This window comes from Cupriavidus taiwanensis (assembly GCF_900249755.1).
In the GTDB taxonomy this organism is placed as follows: domain Bacteria; phylum Pseudomonadota; class Gammaproteobacteria; order Burkholderiales; family Burkholderiaceae; genus Cupriavidus; species Cupriavidus taiwanensis_D.
Genome location: NZ_LT976853.1, coordinates 374,267 through 388,965, shown reverse-complemented (window position 1 = coordinate 388,965; position 14,699 = coordinate 374,267). Strand labels below are relative to the sequence as shown.

Genomic DNA, 14,699 nt, shown 5'->3' with positions numbered 1-14,699 from the left:
GAGACTCGGCCATCACATCGCTTGCCCTTGGAACGCCAGACGACGCCAGATTTCCAGATCACGCGCGGGGACGGAACCGTCAGCGTACAGCTGCGTGGCGACTGGACCGCGCTCGCGCTGGCCGGGTGCCACCAGGCGCGCCAGCTGCGCGCGCAGCTGCACGAACTGGCGCAGGCGCCGAACCACGCGCAATGGTCGCTGGCCGGCATCGGGCGGCTCGACCATATCGGTGCTCAACTGCTGTGGCAGGCCTGGAACGGCGCGCTGCCGCAACGGCTCGAGGCCAGCGAGGGCCAGCGCCGCGTGTTCGCGCGCATTGCCGCGGTACAGGACGAGGGCTGGAAAAAGCACATGGTGGACCGCTTCAACCCGGTCACGCTGCTCGGCGCCAACGTGATGTCGTTCGGCGCGCAGCTGGGCAACGGCATCACCATGCTGGGCCAGCTCGCGTTCGACCTGCTGCGCTTTGCGCGCATGCCGCAGCGCGGGCCGTGGCGCGAGATCTCGGCCAACATCTACAACGTCGGCTACAAGGCGCTGGGGATCACGGCGCTGGTGGGCTTCCTGATCGGCATCGTGCTGTCGTACCTGTCGGCCAACCAGCTGCGCACCTTCGGCGCCAGCACCTTCATCGTCAATATCCTGGGCATGGCCGTGATCCGCGAGCTGGGTCCGGTGCTGGCCGCGATCCTGATCGCGGGCCGCTCGGGCTCGGCCATCACCGCGCAGATCGGCGTGATGCGCGTGACCGAAGAGCTGGACGCGATGCGCGTGATGGGCATCTCGCACGGCTTCCGGCTGATCATGCCGCGCGTGATCGCGCTGGCCATCGCCATGCCGCTGCTGGTGGCGTGGACCGACGTGATGGCGCTGGCCGGCGGCATGCTGGCCGCGCGCATGCAGCTGGGCATCAGCGCCGCGTTCTTCCTGCGCGAGCTGCCCGACGCGGTGCCGGTGGCCAACCTGTGGCTGGGGCTGGGCAAGGGCGTGGTGTTCGGCATCCTGATCGCGCTGACCGCCTGCCACTTCGGGCTGCGCATCAAGCCCAACACCCAGAGCCTGGGCGAAGGCACCACCGCGTCGGTGGTGACCGCGATCACCATCGTGATCCTGGCCGACGCGGTCTTCGCCATCCTGTTCAAGGACGTGGGCCTGTGAGCGCGGCGCAAGCGAACGCGACCCCGCCAGGCGCGCCCGACCGCACCCCGGTGATCGAGGTGCGCGACCTGGTCAAGCGCTTCGGCAAGGCGGTGGTGCACGACCATGTCAACCTGGACGTCTACCGCGACGAGGTGCTGTCGATCGTCGGCGGCTCGGGCAGCGGCAAGACCGTGCTGCTGCGCCAGATCGTCGGGCTGGAGCGCCCCACCTCGGGCACCATCAAGGTGTTCGGCGAAGACCCGACCCGGCTGCGGCCGGCGCAGCTGCAGGCGCTGCGCAGCCGCTGGGGCCTGCAGTTCCAGCGCGGCGCGCTGTTCTCGGCGCTGTCGGTGATCGACAATATCGCGCTGCCGCTGCGCGAGCTGCGCGCGCTGCCCGACAACCTGATCTGCCAGGCCGCGCTGCTCAAGCTGCAGCTGGTCGGGCTGTCCGCGCGCGATGCCGACAAGATGCCGTCGGACCTGTCCGGCGGCATGATCAAGCGCGTGGCGCTGGCGCGCGCGCTGTCGCTGGAGCCCGAGCTGCTGTTCCTGGACGAACCCACGGCCGGCCTGGACCCGATGGCGTCCGACGACTACGTCGCGCTGATCCGCGAGCTGCGCCGCGAACTGGGCCTGACCGTGGTGATGATCACGCACGACCTCGACACGCTGGTGGCGCTGTCCGACCGCGTCGCGGTGCTGGCCGACCACAAGGTGATCGCCGCCGCGCCGATCCCGCAAGTGGTGAAGGTGGAGCACCCCTTCATCCGCGAGTATTTCCTGGGCGAGCGCGCCCAGCGCGCCCTGCAGGCGCTGCCCCAGCCCGGGCAGCCCGCGGCGCCGCCCCCTGGAGAAGCATGATGGAAAACAAGTCCCACGCCTTCCTTGCCGGCGTGTTCACCATCGGCCTGGCCGTGCTGGTGCTGTTCGCGATCTTCTGGTTCAGCACCGACCACGCCGTGCGCGTGCCGTATGACCTGATCACCCGCTCCACCGTCAACGGCCTGGGCCCGCAGGCCGACGTCAAGTACCGCGGGCTGGCGGTGGGCAAGGTCGAGTCGATCAAGTTCGATCCACAGGTGCCGGGGCAGATCATCGTGCGCGTCAACGTCAACCGCGAAACGCCGATCACGCGCACCACCTACGCCACGCTGGGCTTCCAGGGCGTGACCGGGATTGCCTACGTGCAGCTCGACGACTCCGCCGCGCACGACGGCGCCAGCGCCTCGCCGCCGCTGCCGACCTCGCCCCGGGCGGTGGCGCGCATCGCCATGCGGCCCGGCTTCTTCGAGGAACTGGAAAAGCGCGGCGATTCGCTGCTGACCCAGGCCGAGACCCTGATGGGCTCGCTCAACGACATGTTCCAGGGCGCCAACCGCGACGAGCTGATGGCGGCGATCCGCTCGGTGCGCAAGACCGCCGAAGACTATTCGCGCCTGTCCGATTCGCTCGCGCCGGCGGCGCAGCGGCTGCCCAAGGTAGCCGAGAACCTGAACGCAACGCTCGAATCGACGCGGCGCCTGACGCAGGAACTGGCCAATCCCAACGGCACCGTGATGCGCACCGTCGACAGCGTCGGGCGCGACCTGCAGGGCGCGGCCGCGTCGGTGCAGTCGGCGGCGGGCACCTTCAGCGAAGAGACCCTGCCGCAGCTCAACGGCCTGGCCCGCGACGCGCGCCAGACCGCGCGCAGCTTCGAGCGCGCCGCCGGCCAGTTCAACGAGAGCCCGAGCAGCGTGCTGTTCGGCGCGCCCGCGCCCGCGCCGGGCCCCGGCGAGCCGGGCTTCAGCGCAGCGCCGTAGCGCGGCCGTGATGCGGCACCGCCCCAGCCCCGCCGGCCCCACCGCCCCCGTCGATAACGCCAAACGCCAACCGCGAGAATCCGCCGTGACCCCTGCGACCGAGATGCCACGCTTCCTGCGCTCCGCACCCGCCCGCCTGCGCGCGGCCCTGCTGCTCGCCGCCGCCGGGCTGGCGCTGTCTGGCTGCGCGCTGACGCGCGGCGAGCCCATCATCACCTATGACCTCGGCCCGGCCGTGGCGGCCCCGGCGGCCTCCGCCACCGGGAACCCTGCGCCCGCGCCGCTGCCCAAACTGCGCGTGGCACAGACCGACGGGCCCAACTGGCTGGAAGGCAATGCCCTGTTCTACCGGCTGCAGTACGCCCAGGCGCAGCGCCTGCAGGCCTACGCCACGCAGCGCTGGGTGATGTCTCCCACGCGCCTGTTCGACGAGCGCCTGCGCGAGGCCGTGGCCGCGCGCGGCACGCTGGGCTGGTCCGGCGACGGCAGCATTCCGGCGCTGAAGGTGGAACTGCTCGAGTTCGACCAGGTGTTCGACAGCGCCACCGCCAGCCAGGGCGTGGTGCGGCTGCGCGCCACGGTGTACCGGCACGGCATGCTCGGCCAGCAGACCTTCGAGGCGCGCCGCCCTGCGCCCAGCGCCGACGGCGCCGGCGGCGTCAAGGCGCTGGCCGAAGCCAGCGATGCCGTGATTGCCGCGCTGCTCGACTGGATCGGCACGCTGCAGCTAAAGTAAAGCCACAGGAGATTTGCCATGGAGCCGGCTCCCCCGCCGCTCTCCGCGCCGCCGCCGGCGGCTCCGCCAGCACCACCCGCCGCCGCGCCGCAGCACTCGCCGCTGGCGCGCGTGGGGCTGCTCTGCTTCACGCTGCTGGTGGTGTATGCCAGCCTGTACCCGTTCTCCGGCTGGATCGACAACGGCATCTCGCCCTTCGCCTTTCTCAGCGCGCCCAAGCCGCGCTACATCACCGACTTCGACCTGCTCACCAACGTGCTGGGGTATTTCCCGTTCGGCGCGCTGGTGGTGCTGTCGCTGCATCCGCGCGTGTCGGGCGGGCGCGCGACGCTGGTGGCGCTGGTGGCCGGCGCGCTGCTGTCGGCGTGCATGGAGGCGTTCCAGACCTGGCTGCCCAGCCGGATCTCGTCCAACATCGACCTGATCACCAATGCGCTCGGCGCGCTGCTCGGCGGCGCCGTGGTGGCGCCGTTCACGCGCGCGCTGATCGACGACGGGCGCCTCACGCGGCTGCGCCATGCCTGGTTCGAGCCGCATGCCAGCTTTGCCATCATCCTGCTGCTGTTGTGGCCGTTCGCGCAGGTGTTTCCGCAGGAGCATTTGTTCGGCATGGGCGGCATCGTGCGCGAATGGCTGACCGACCCGGAATCGTGGCCGATGCAGGTGCTGCAGATGGTGTTCCCGCAGCTGGAGGCCTGGCAGGACCATATCGGCCTGCGCCCTGAGGACATGCAGAGCCAGCAGTTGCTGGAATCGCTGGTGACCGCCAGCAGCTGGATCGGCACCGGCCTGTTCGCCTCGATCGCGATGCGCCGCAGCGCGCCGATGCTGCGCATCCTCGCCGGGCTGCTGGCGGCGGCGCTGCTGCTCAAGGCCACCGCGGCCGAGCTGCAGTTCCCCACCGAAAGCGCCTTCGTCTGGCTGTCCGAAGGCGGGCGCTTCGCGCTGCTGACCAGCTCGCTGGTGCTGGCGCTGCTGCTGTACCTGCCGCGCTGGCTGCGCGCGGTGCTGGCGATGGCGGCGCTGATCCTTCTGGTGGCGCTGACCAACGTGCTGCCGTCCAACCCTTATGCGTGGATCTCGGAGCAAGGCTGGCGCATGGGCCGCTTCATCCACTTCAACAGCCTGGCGCAGTGGCTCGGCTGGCTGTGGCCGTTCCTGGCGTTCTGCTATGTGATCTGGCGCTTCGAGCAGGTCAGCCTGCGCCGCCATGCGATGAAGAAAGCCGCGGCGCGTCGCGAGGCGGCCGCGGCCAACTTGCAGGAGTAAGGCGGGACAGGCGCGGCGGCGGGCCTCAGTGCAGCTGGCCGCCCTGCTCGCGCACGTCGGCGCGGGTCGACAGCGCCGTGGCCACCGCCGTGCGCAGGCCCTTCACCAGCGTTTCATGCGCCAGGCTCGGCTGGCCGGGATGGCGCGCCGCCTGCTCGGGCAGGTACGGAATGTGGATAAAGCCGCCGCGCACCGCGCCGTCCGGTTGCCGTGCCAGCCGGTGCATCAGCCCGTAGAACACATGGTTGCAGACGAAAGTGCCGGCCGTCTGCGATACCGACGCCGGCACGCCGGCCGCGCGCATGTCGCGCACCATCGCCTTGATCGGCAGCGTGGCGAAGTACGCGGCCGGGCCGTCCGGGGCGATGGCGGTGTCGATCGGCTGGGCGCCGGCGTTGTCGGCGATGCGCGCATCGTCGACATTGATCGCCACGCGCTCCACCGACATCTCGGCGCGCCCGCCGGCCTGGCCGACGGCGATCACCAGCGTCGGCCGCAGCGTGTCGAGCAGTGCGCCGATCGCATCGATCGCCGCGCCGAACACGCACGGCAGCTGGCGCGCGACGATCACCGCGCCGCCGACGCGTTCGCCGTCGAGCGCGCGCACGGCTTCCCACGACGGGTTGACCGGTTCATCCTCGAACGGCTCGAAGCCGGTCAGCAGCACGACAGGCATGGTGGGCTCCTGTAGTTACATCAGCCAGTACAGCAGCACGATATTCGCCGCCAGGATCGCCAGCGCGGTCGGCACCTGCGCGCGGATCACGGCGTTCTTGTCGTCGAGCTCCAGCAGCGCCGCCGGCACGATATTGAAGTTGGCCGCCATCGGCGTCATCAGCGTCCCGCAATAGCCCGAGAACATGCCGATCGCCGCCATCACCGCCGGATTGCCGCCGAACATGCCGACCAGGATCGGCACGCCGACGCCGCCGGTCATCACCGGGAAGGCCGCAAAGCCGTTGCCCATGATCACCGTGAACAGCGCCATGCCGACGCAGTAGACCGCCACCGCCACCAGCTTGTAGTCCATGTTGATGTAGGCGGTGGTCAGGTGCGCCACGGCCTTGCCGACGCCGGCGTCGGCAAACACCAGCCCCAGCATCGCCAGCATCTGCGGCAGCACCAGCGCCCAGCCCAGCGACTCGGTCAGCCGGCGCGATTCGCGCAGGCCCTGCGCCACGGTGTCGCGCGTGAGCCAGCACACCACTGCCAGCGAGACCAGGCAGCCGATGCCGAGCGAGACGAAGGTCACGTTCTTCGGATCGAGCAGCGGCACGCCGGCGATGCGCACGTCCTTGAACAGCATGGTGCCGATCACGGTGACCAGCGGGATCAGCAGCGCCGGGATGAACAGCTTGTTGCCGAGGCGGCTGGCGCTGGCGCGGCGTTCCGTCTCCGGCAGGCTGTCGTGCTTGCCGTGGCCGACGCCGCCGAAGCCGGCGATCAGCGCCATCACCACCGCGCCGATGCCGACCGCGGCCGGCGGCAGCCGGTCGCCGACCAGGAACACGATCGCATACAGCAGCCAGAACAGGCCGGTGCTGAGGCGGCGCGGATGCGCGCGGTCGGTGAAGGTCATCAGCGCGGTGATGGCCAGCACCAGGCCGGCGAGCCAGTAGAGGTATTCAATCGAGATGATCATGGCGCGCTCCTTACTCTGCGCTCCGGGCAGCCACCGCGGTGCCGGCGGCGTTGCCGCCCAGCTCGCGCTCGAGCCAGCCGTCCAGGCGCCTGAGGCGCACGGCATGGATCAGGAAGGCGCAGATCGCGGTGGGGATGCCCCACACGGCGATATGCAGCGGCTCGACCTCGATGTTCGACGACAGCAGGAAGGTATGCATCAGCGCGATCGCGCCGAACGCGACGAAGATGTCCTCGCCGAAGAACAGGCCGACATTGTCGGTGGCGGCGCAGAAGGCCAGCACGCGCTGGCGCACCGGCTCGGGCAGATGGCCGAAGCGGTTCTCGGCCGCGCCCTCGGCCATCGGTGCCAGCAGCGGGCGCACCATTTGCGGATGGCCGCCCAGGCTGGTCAGGCCGATTGCCGCGGTCAGCTCGCGCACGCCCAGGTAGACGATCAGCAGGCGCCCGACCGTGGCCGAGGCAATGCGCGCGATCCACGCCTGCGCATGCTCGCGCAGCCCGTGCCGCTCCAGCAGGCCGATCACCGCCAGCGGCAGCAGGATGATCAGCGGCAGGTTGCGCGCCTTGACGAAGGCGGTGCCGATCGCCGCGAAGATCTGCATCAGCGGCATCGGCGCGGCCAGGCCGGTGGCCAGCGCGGCGAGCACCACCACCAGCATGGGATTGAAGCGCAGCACGAAGCCGACGATGATGACGCCTACCCCGACAAGGGGCCAGAGATTGACTGCCTGTTCCATGAAAACACCAAACGAAGATAACGAAGGCGCGCGGACAGCAGCCGTCGTGACGCGTGACGAGGCAGGCCGCGTGTGGACAATGCCGGCGTGAAAGCGGATAAACGCGCTCAGCCGCCGGCGCGGATCGCGATGCCTTCCGCGCCCAGCCGTTCCCGGATGCGGCGCGCAAAGGCCAGCGCGTGGGCGCCGTCGCCGTGCAGACACACGGTTTCGGCCTGGATCGGTACCCAGGTGCCGTCGATGGCGCGCACGCGCTGCTCGCGCACCATGGTCAGGGTCTGGTTCAGGGCGACTTCCTCGTCCTCGTGCAGCGCGCCCGGCGTGCCGCGCCTGACCAGCGTGCCGTCGGGGTTGTAGCCGCGGTCGGCAAAGACCTCCTGCTTGACGCGCAGGCCGGCCTCTTTGGCGATATCGATCATCTGGCTGCCGGCCAGGCCGAAGAACACCAGGTCCGGGTCGAAGTCGCGCACCGCGCGCACGATCGCGCGCGCCAGCGCCGGATCGCGCACGGCCTGGTTGTACAGTGCGCCATGCGGCTTGACGTGATGCAGCTTGCCGCCCTGCGCGCGCACGATCGCATCGAGCGCGCCGATCTGGTACAGCACGTCGGCGTAGACGTGTTCCGGGTCGCGCTGCATCTCGGTGCGGCCGAAGTTCTCGCGGTCCGGGTAGCTCGGGTGCGCGCCGATCGCCACGCCGCGCGCCAGCGCCCACTGCACCGTCTGCACCATGGTGGCGGCGTCGCCCGCATGCCAGCCGCAGGCGATATTGGCCGAGCTGATCAGCGCCAGCAGCGCCTCGTCATTGCCACAGCCTTCACCAAGATCCGCGTTCAAATCGATCTGCATTGCCATTCTCCTGTGCGGCGCCCTGGCGCCTTTCTTATGCTGCCGCGCGCGTGCGCGTGCGCGTGCGCCGGCGCGCGGCAATCGGCATGCCGTCGCCCTGCCACCGCAGCGCCTGCTCGATCTGGCGCAGGTAGCGTGCCAGCTCTTCCTGCGCCGCCTGCGCCTGCGCCAGCGTGACCTGCACGAAGCGCACCGGCGCGCCCAGCGGCACCTGCGCAAGCCGCCACAGGTCCGCGCCGATCACCACGCCGATCTTCGGATAGCCGCCGGTGGTCTGCGCGTCGGCCATCAGCGCGATCGGCTGGCCCGCCGGCGGCACCTGCATCACGCCCGGCATCACGCCGTGCGAGAGCAGGTCGGCGCTGCGCTCGGGGCGCCGCGCCAGCGCCGGGCCGGCGAGGCGCAGGCCCATGCGGTTGCTGTTGGGCGTGACGGTCCAGTCGGCCTGCCACAGCGCGGCCTGCGAGGCCGCGTCGAAATCCTCGTATTCCGTGCCGGGCAGCATGCGGATCGCGGTGGCCTTGCCCTCGACCGGGGCGGGCAGCGCCCACGCCGGCGCCTGCACGCCGATCCAGTCGGTCTCGGCTTCCAGCCCCGGGCGCCCCGCCGGCAGGCGGTCGCCTTCCTGCAGCGCGCGTCCGCCCAGCCCGCCGAAACCGGACTTCAGGTCTGTGCTGCGCGAGCCCATCACCGGCTCGACCGCAATGCCGCCCGCCACGCACAGGTACACGCGCGTGCCGCCGCGCGTCGACGGCAGCGTCAGGGTCTCGCCCTGGTGCGCGTCGAACGCATGCCACGACCACACCGGCACGCCGTCCAGGTTGGCGCCGCATTCGGCGCCGGCCAGCGCCACGCGCATATCGGCATGGAAGCGCACCGCGGCGCGGCCCAGCGTGAATTCAATGGCGGCGCAGTCAGGGGCATTGCCAAGCAGGCGGTTGCCGACCTCCACCGCCAGCATGTCCATGGCGCCGCAGCGCCCCACGCCAAAACGGCGGAAGCCGGTACGGCCCAGGTCCTGCACCGAGGCGAGCGCGCCGGGACGAAGGATCTCGATCACGCGATGATTTCCTCGGCGACAAAGCGCACGGTATCGCCGGGCGCGAACAGGGACGGCGGATCACGGTCCGCCACGAAGAGTTCGGCGTCGGTGCGCCCGATCAGCTGCCAGCCGCCCGGCAGCACCGCCGGATAGATCCCGGTCTGCTCGCCGCCGATGCCGACCGACCCGGCCGGCACCGCCACCCGCGGCTCGCGCCGGCGCGGCGTGGCCAGCTCCGGCGCCAGCCCGCCCATATAGGCGAAGCCGGGCTGGAAGCCAAGGAAGTAGACCACGTACTCGCCCGCCGCATGGCGGCGCACCACTTCCTGCGGCGTCAGCCCGGTATGCGCGGCGACGTCGCCCAGGTCCGGGCCATGCTCGCCGCCGTAGCGCACCGGGATCTCGACCAGCTTGCCGGTGGCATTGCGCGCCTCGCCCGAGGCCCACGCCAGCTTCAGGTTGCGCTCGAGCGCATCGACATCGGCGCTGCCGTCGAAGATCACGGTCAGGTTGTTCATGCCCGGCACCACGTCCACCACGCCGCGCCAGTCCGCCGCGCGCGCGGCCATGGCCCAGATCCGGCGCTGGACTGCCAGCGATGCGGGCGGCGCGACGCTGTACAGCAGCGCCTGCTCGGCAAGTCGGTGGACGGTGCAGTTCATGAGATTCCCGTTAGCGCACTTGATACCCAGTGTAGGCAGACAAGCCGGAATGTGATGTGATTGCATTTCATCGATAATTTATCGATGAATTCATCATATCGAGATTGTGCTAGACGGGACAGTCGGGGTTGACCCTAGGTTGGCTACGGGCTTGCCGAGGGGTGCCAAAAACAAAAACGGCCGGGGGAATCCCGGCCGTTTCTTATTCCATTCGCTGACAACCGCTCAGGCAAACCCCGCCTGATGCGCCTGCTGGTCGGCATGGTAGGAACTGCGCACCATCGCCCCCACGGCGGCGTGGGTGAAGCCCATCTTGTAGGCCTCGTCCTCGAACATCTTGAAGGTGTCGGGATGCACGTAGCGCAGCACCGGCAGGTGGTGGTTGGACGGCGCCAGGTACTGGCCGATGGTCAGCATGTCGATATCGTGCGCGCGCATGTCGCGCATGACTTCCAGGATTTCCTCGTCGGTCTCGCCCAGGCCGACCATCAGGCCGGACTTGGTCGGGACGTTGGGGTTGCGGCGCTTGAATTCCTGCAGCAGCTTGAGCGAGTGCGCGTAGTCGGCGCCGGGGCGGGCCTGCTTGTACAGGCGCGGCACGGTTTCCATGTTGTGGTTCATCACGTCGGGCGGGCACGCCTGCAGGATGTCCAGCGCCTTGTCCAGGCGGCCGCGGAAGTCGGGCACCAGCACTTCGATGCGGGTGGCGGGCGACAGCTCGCGCGTCTGCGAGATGCAGTCGACATAGTGCTGGGCGCCGCCGTCGCGCAGGTCGTCGCGGTCGACGCTGGTGATGACCACGTAGTTCAGCTTGAGCTGGGCGATGGTGCGGGCCAGGTTGCCCGGCTCGTTGACATCGAGCGGATCGGGGCGGCCGTGGCCGACGTCGCAGAACGGGCAGCGGCGCGTGCACTTGTCGCCCATGATCATGAAGGTGGCCGTGCCCTTGCCGAAGCATTCGCCGATATTGGGGCAGCTGGCTTCCTCGCACACCGTCACCAGGTTGTTGGCGCGCAGGATGTCCTTGATCTCATAGAAACGCGAATTGCCGGTGGCGGCCTTCACGCGGATCCAGTCCGGCTTCTTGAGCTTCTCGGCCGGCACGATCTTGATGGGGATGCGCGCGGTCTTGTCGGCCGATTTCTGCTTGCGGGTCGGATCGTATTGCTCCGCGGGGGACTGCGGGGCTTCGCCGGAGGAGGTGATCGGGGCGATCAGTGCGTCGCTCATACATTTCTCCGCACGCGCTCGGCGTGCATTTCGCTTTTGACTAGGAGGCCAGGGCCGGGGCGGCAGGTTGTTCAGCCGCCAGCACGCGAGCCTCGTGCGCTGCCAGCACCTCGCACAATGCAGCCGCCAGGCGCTGTGCGATCTCGGGTTGTGTTGCCGCGGTCACGGGCACCGGCGCGCCATCGGCATCCGCCACCGGGCAGGTGGCTCCCGCGGTGGCCATGTCGACCGTTTCCAGTCCGGCATAGCCGCAGGGATTGATGCGCAGGAACGGCGACAGGTCCATCTGCACGTTGAGGCTGACGCCGTGATAGCTGCAGCCGTTGCGGATCTTGAGGCCGAGCGCGGCAATCTTGGCGCCCTGGTGCGGCCCGCCGGACAGGTAGATGCCGGGGGCGCCGGGCTTGCGTTCGGCTGCGAGATTATACGCCGCGAGCGTGTCCAGCACGGCCTGCTCGATGCCGTGCACCAGCTCGCGCACCATCAGCCGGCGGCGGCGCAGATCCAGCAGCAGGTAGGCCACCACCTGGCCCGGTCCGTGATAAGTGATTTGCCCGCCACGGTCGATCTGCACCACCGGAATCCGCTCGTCCGGGGCCAGCAGGTGCGCGGGGTCGCCCGCCTGGCCCAGCGTGTAGACCGGCGCATGCTCGACCAGCCAGATCTGGTCGGGCGTCTCGGGGGTGCGTGCGGCGGTGAAGGCGCGCATCGCGTCGAAACACGGCTGATAGTCCTCGCGGCCGCGTTCGATGACTTGAATCGGATGCATGGCGAGAGTGTAACGAAAAGGGCCGGCTTGCGCCGGCCCTGCCTGCCCCGTTCAGGGGGTGGGCGGTGCGGAACCGTCCGCTGCGTCACGCGACCAGACCAGGCGCAGATGGCCCCGGTGCCGGTGCGGCGCGCTCGGTGTCCCGCCCGTCCCGGTTTCAGGAAGCGGTGACCCGGTCCTGGTTAGGCGTCCACTCGGTGCCTCGAACCAGCCGGCGCAGGCTGCGGTACACCAGGTGCGGCAGGTCGGCCAGCGCCAGCGCCGGGCGGCGGGCCTCGGCAATCAGCGCCAGTCGCACCGGATGCAGCGCGCGCGGATCGACGCTGAGCACCACCTCGTCGCCGGCGCGCAGCAGCAGGCTGCCGCCACAACGCAGCCAGTAGTCCTCCGAATCGTTCTCGCGGGTCAGCCACACATCGGTGCCGCGGGCTTCGGCAATGTGCAGACGCTGCGCGGCGTGCACCGACAGCGTGGTGACTTCGCCAGGATTCAGGGTGAACTCGGTCGTTGTGAGCACGGTTTTCATGGTGGTTCTCCGTTCGGCCAGCCTCGGCGGGGATACGCCTGACACAGTACGGATTCGCGGCGAGGTAGCCGGACTGGCCCGGCAAATCGGCCAAGCCAGTTAAATCCTGTGAAGATCGCCGTAAAGAAGACTGCAACTGCGGGGGCCGGTGATCGAATATTAGTGATTGCCCGGCCACTATCAAAACGATATATTTTCTTTGTTCTTGTTAGCCAATCTCACATAACCCCAACCGTCTGGAGGTGGCCATGGCCTGGAAAAGCGCCTGGGAGAAGGACATGCCGCGCGGCTGGCACCGCGAGTTGCCGCGCCTGCCTGCGCTGACCGCGCTGCGCGCCTTCGAGGCAGCGGCGCGCCACGAGAGCTTTTCGCGCGCGGCGACGGAGCTGTTCGTCACGCACGGCGCGGTCAGCCACCAGATCCGCGCGCTGGAAGAAGAACTGGGGATGCCGCTGTTCGAGCGCCACGGCAAGCGCGTGGCGCTGACCCCGGCGGGCCGCCTCTACGCCGAGCGCGTGCGCGACGCGCTGCTGCAGATCGCCGATGCCACGCGCGCGCTGCAGGCCGGCAACCGCGACAAGCGCCTGACCATCAGCACCATGCCGTCGTTTGCCGCGCGCTGGCTGACGCCGCGCATCGGCAGCTTTATCGAGCGCCACCCGGAGCTGGATGTCGAGCTGCTGTCGTCGAACACGCTGGTCAACTTTGCCCACGAAGAGGTCGATATCGCGCTGCGCATGGGCAGCGGCGACTATCCCGGCCTGTACGTGGAGCGGCTGCTCGACGACGTGTTCTTCCCGGTCTGCAGCCCCGCCTTCAACGGCGGACGGCTGCCCGAACGGCCGCAGGACATGGCGGGCCTGCCGCTGCTGCGCGGCGAGGGCGATCCGTGGAAGCCGTGGTTCGATGCCGCCGGGCTCGACTGGCCCGAGCCGCGCAAGGGCCTGCTGCTGGAAGATTCGTCGCTGCTGCTGCAGGCCGCCTCGGAAGGCCAGGGCATCGCCCTGATCCGTTCATCGCTGGCCTGCAACGACCTGCTGTCCGGGCGCGTGGTGCGGCTGTTCGATGTCAGCATCCCGTGCCCGTGGCTGCTGTACTTCGTGTGCGCGCCGGGTTCGCTGAACCTGCCCAAGGTGCAGGCGTTCCGCGGCTGGCTGCTGCCCGAGATCGAGCGTTTCCGCGAAGTGCTGGCGCAGTGGGAGTGAGTCAGTCTTCCGGCGTTTCGCCGCTATCCGCGCGGCCGGCGGCATCGGCCGCGGGTTTCGCGCGCGCCCGGCCGGCGCGCGGGTGGGCCTTGTCGTAGACCTTGGCCAGGTGCTGGAAGTCCAGCGCGGTGTAGACCTGCGTGGTCGAGATGCTGGCATGGCCCAGCATCTCCTGCACCGCGCGCAGGTCGCCCGAAGACTGCAGCAGGTGCGTGGCGAAGGAATGCCGCAGCATGTGCGGATGCACATCGGCCGGCACGCCGGCGCGCAGCGCCTGCTGCTTGAGCCGCAGCTGCACCGTGCGCATCGACAGCCGCCGCCCGCGCGGACCCAGGAACAGCGCATGCGCGTCCTCGGGCGCGGCACCCGGGCGCAGCAAGGTGTCGCGCACCGCAAGCCACGCCTGCAGCGCGGCGACGGCCTTGCTGCCGACCGGCACCGAGCGCCGGCGCGAGCCCTTGCCGGTCACGGTGACTTCGGCGCCGTCCAGGTCGAGCCAGCCGCTGGAGCGGTAGCCGCCGGCATCGGCATAGCGCAGGTCCAGCTGCACCAGCTCGGACAGCCGCAGCCCGCTCGAGTAAAACAGTTCGTAGACGGCCTGGTCGCGCAGCGCCTCGGCGTCGGTGCCGGCCGGGTGCGCCACCAGCGCCACCGCGTGCTCGACCGACAGCGCCTTGGGCAGCGCGTGCCCCGAGCGCGGCGCGCGCACGCCGTCGACCGGATTCACGCTGACACCATGGCCATGGCGCGCCGCCCACAGGTAGAAGCCGCGCCACGCCGACAGCGCGCGCGCGATGCTGGTGCCGACCAGCCCGGCGGCATGCAGCCGCGCGGCGAAATTGCGGATATGGTGGGTCTGCAGCGCCAGCAGCGCGACGCCCGGCGCATGCTGCGCCGCGTGCGCCTGCAGCACGCGCAGTTCACGCGCGTAGCCCGACAGCGTGTGGTCGGCCAGCTTGCGGCTGCCGCGCAGCCAGTCCAGGTAGCGCGTGACCAGCGGGTCTGGCGGGGGCGCTTCGGCGCGGGGGGAAGCAGGCGTGACCGCATCGCGCGGCGGCCGGCGTGCAGTCATGGCGTCGGGCCGGGC

Annotated in this window: 16 protein-coding genes; 6 read left to right on the top strand and 10 right to left on the bottom strand. The window is 69.9% G+C overall.

Annotated features, from left to right (window positions below):
• The first annotated feature begins 21 nt into the window (after positions 1 to 21).
• From CBM2594_RS01730 to CBM2594_RS01710, 5 genes are all read left to right on the top strand, one after another.
• On the top strand, positions 22 to 1,158 hold the full coding sequence (locus CBM2594_RS01730) for an MlaE family lipid ABC transporter permease subunit (protein WP_116355330.1): 1,137 nt from the start codon (positions 22 to 24) through the stop codon (positions 1,156 to 1,158).
• Complete coding sequence (locus tag CBM2594_RS01725; RefSeq protein ID WP_116355329.1) at positions 1,155 to 2,003, top strand: ABC transporter ATP-binding protein; 849 nt, start codon at positions 1,155 to 1,157, stop codon at positions 2,001 to 2,003. The genes CBM2594_RS01730 and CBM2594_RS01725 overlap by 4 nt, the downstream gene beginning before the upstream one ends.
• Positions 2,000 to 2,944 (top strand): MlaD family protein, encoded by a 945-nt coding sequence (locus CBM2594_RS01720; protein WP_116355328.1) that lies wholly within the window; start codon positions 2,000 to 2,002, stop codon positions 2,942 to 2,944. Before CBM2594_RS01725 ends, CBM2594_RS01720 begins: the two co-directional genes overlap by 4 nt.
• 103 nt (positions 2,945 to 3,047) lie before the next feature.
• Entirely contained in the window at positions 3,048 to 3,680 is a 633-nt protein-coding gene (locus CBM2594_RS01715; RefSeq protein WP_116355327.1) for an ABC-type transport auxiliary lipoprotein family protein, read from the top strand.
• Positions 3,681 to 3,698: 18 nt separating this feature from the next.
• A complete protein-coding gene (locus CBM2594_RS01710; RefSeq protein ID WP_116355326.1) occupies positions 3,699 to 4,949 on the top strand; it encodes a VanZ family protein in 1,251 nt (416 codons plus the stop codon).
• 25 nt (positions 4,950 to 4,974) lie between these two features.
• On the opposite strand, the gene pcp is transcribed toward CBM2594_RS01710, so the two are convergent.
• From pcp to CBM2594_RS01665, 9 genes are all read right to left on the bottom strand, one after another.
• Positions 4,975 to 5,625, bottom strand: coding sequence for a pyroglutamyl-peptidase I (pcp, locus tag CBM2594_RS01705; protein WP_116355325.1), 651 nt, complete (start codon positions 5,623 to 5,625; stop codon positions 4,975 to 4,977).
• Between the two features lie 15 nt (positions 5,626 to 5,640).
• Complete coding sequence (locus tag CBM2594_RS01700) at positions 5,641 to 6,591, bottom strand: DUF979 domain-containing protein (RefSeq protein WP_116355324.1); 951 nt, start codon at positions 6,589 to 6,591, stop codon at positions 5,641 to 5,643.
• 10 nt (positions 6,592 to 6,601) lie between these two features.
• The gene (locus CBM2594_RS01695) at positions 6,602 to 7,330 is read right to left on the bottom strand and encodes a DUF969 domain-containing protein (protein WP_116355323.1); all 729 of its coding nucleotides are present in this window, start codon (positions 7,328 to 7,330) and stop codon (positions 6,602 to 6,604) included.
• A 107-nt stretch (positions 7,331 to 7,437) separates the two neighbouring features.
• Positions 7,438 to 8,178 (bottom strand): 5-oxoprolinase subunit PxpA, encoded by a 741-nt coding sequence (gene pxpA / locus CBM2594_RS01690; RefSeq protein ID WP_116355322.1) that lies wholly within the window; start codon positions 8,176 to 8,178, stop codon positions 7,438 to 7,440.
• A 34-nt stretch (positions 8,179 to 8,212) separates the two neighbouring features.
• Entirely contained in the window at positions 8,213 to 9,238 is a 1,026-nt protein-coding gene (locus CBM2594_RS01685) for a biotin-dependent carboxyltransferase family protein (protein WP_116355321.1), read from the bottom strand.
• Positions 9,235 to 9,882, bottom strand: coding sequence for a 5-oxoprolinase subunit PxpB (gene pxpB / locus CBM2594_RS01680; protein WP_062796198.1), 648 nt, complete (start codon positions 9,880 to 9,882; stop codon positions 9,235 to 9,237). Before pxpB ends, CBM2594_RS01685 begins: the two co-directional genes overlap by 4 nt.
• Positions 9,883 to 10,107: 225 nt before the next feature.
• Positions 10,108 to 11,112 carry a lipoyl synthase gene (gene lipA, locus CBM2594_RS01675; RefSeq protein ID WP_116355320.1) on the bottom strand — a complete coding sequence of 335 codons (1,005 nt, stop codon included), beginning with the start codon at positions 11,110 to 11,112 and terminating at the stop codon, positions 10,108 to 10,110.
• Positions 11,113 to 11,152: 40 nt separating this feature from the next.
• A complete protein-coding gene (gene lipB, locus CBM2594_RS01670) occupies positions 11,153 to 11,881 on the bottom strand; it encodes a lipoyl(octanoyl) transferase LipB (protein WP_116355319.1) in 729 nt (242 codons plus the stop codon).
• A 157-nt stretch (positions 11,882 to 12,038) separates the two neighbouring features.
• Positions 12,039 to 12,407 (bottom strand): DUF2917 domain-containing protein, encoded by a 369-nt coding sequence (locus CBM2594_RS01665; RefSeq protein ID WP_116355318.1) that lies wholly within the window; start codon positions 12,405 to 12,407, stop codon positions 12,039 to 12,041.
• 248 nt (positions 12,408 to 12,655) lie between these two features.
• Here CBM2594_RS01665 and CBM2594_RS01660 point away from each other — a divergent pair, with 248 nt between their 5' ends.
• Positions 12,656 to 13,612 carry a transcriptional regulator GcvA gene (locus CBM2594_RS01660; protein ID WP_116355317.1) on the top strand — a complete coding sequence of 319 codons (957 nt, stop codon included), beginning with the start codon at positions 12,656 to 12,658 and terminating at the stop codon, positions 13,610 to 13,612.
• 1 nt (position 13,613) lies between these two features.
• Here CBM2594_RS01660 and CBM2594_RS01655 read toward each other — a convergent pair whose 3' ends face one another.
• The gene (locus CBM2594_RS01655) at positions 13,614 to 14,684 is read right to left on the bottom strand and encodes a tyrosine recombinase XerC (RefSeq protein WP_116355316.1); all 1,071 of its coding nucleotides are present in this window, start codon (positions 14,682 to 14,684) and stop codon (positions 13,614 to 13,616) included.
• Between the last annotated feature and the right edge of the window lie 15 nt (positions 14,685 to 14,699).

What these genes read in the sequence shown, in the direction of transcription:
- lipB (WP_116355319.1), bottom strand. Translation starts at nt 11,881, where the DNA reads ATGCATCCGATTCAAGTCATCGAACGCGGCCGCGAGGACTATCAGCCG.
- CBM2594_RS01665 (WP_116355318.1), bottom strand. Translation starts at nt 12,407, where the DNA reads ATGAAAACCGTGCTCACAACGACCGAGTTCACCCTGAATCCTGGCGAA.
- CBM2594_RS01720 (WP_116355328.1), top strand. Translation starts at nt 2,000, where the DNA reads ATGATGGAAAACAAGTCCCACGCCTTCCTTGCCGGCGTGTTCACCATC.
- CBM2594_RS01655 (WP_116355316.1), bottom strand. Translation starts at nt 14,684, where the DNA reads ATGACTGCACGCCGGCCGCCGCGCGATGCGGTCACGCCTGCTTCCCCC.
- CBM2594_RS01660 (WP_116355317.1), top strand. Translation starts at nt 12,656, where the DNA reads ATGGCCTGGAAAAGCGCCTGGGAGAAGGACATGCCGCGCGGCTGGCAC.
- CBM2594_RS01700 (WP_116355324.1), bottom strand. Translation starts at nt 6,591, where the DNA reads ATGATCATCTCGATTGAATACCTCTACTGGCTCGCCGGCCTGGTGCTG.
- CBM2594_RS01710 (WP_116355326.1), top strand. Translation starts at nt 3,699, where the DNA reads ATGGAGCCGGCTCCCCCGCCGCTCTCCGCGCCGCCGCCGGCGGCTCCG.
- pxpA (WP_116355322.1), bottom strand. Translation starts at nt 8,178, where the DNA reads ATGCAGATCGATTTGAACGCGGATCTTGGTGAAGGCTGTGGCAATGAC.
- pxpB (WP_062796198.1), bottom strand. Translation starts at nt 9,882, where the DNA reads ATGAACTGCACCGTCCACCGACTTGCCGAGCAGGCGCTGCTGTACAGC.
- lipA (WP_116355320.1), bottom strand. Translation starts at nt 11,112, where the DNA reads ATGAGCGACGCACTGATCGCCCCGATCACCTCCTCCGGCGAAGCCCCG.
- pcp (WP_116355325.1), bottom strand. Translation starts at nt 5,625, where the DNA reads ATGCCTGTCGTGCTGCTGACCGGCTTCGAGCCGTTCGAGGATGAACCG.
- CBM2594_RS01695 (WP_116355323.1), bottom strand. Translation starts at nt 7,330, where the DNA reads ATGGAACAGGCAGTCAATCTCTGGCCCCTTGTCGGGGTAGGCGTCATC.
- CBM2594_RS01715 (WP_116355327.1), top strand. Translation starts at nt 3,048, where the DNA reads ATGCCACGCTTCCTGCGCTCCGCACCCGCCCGCCTGCGCGCGGCCCTG.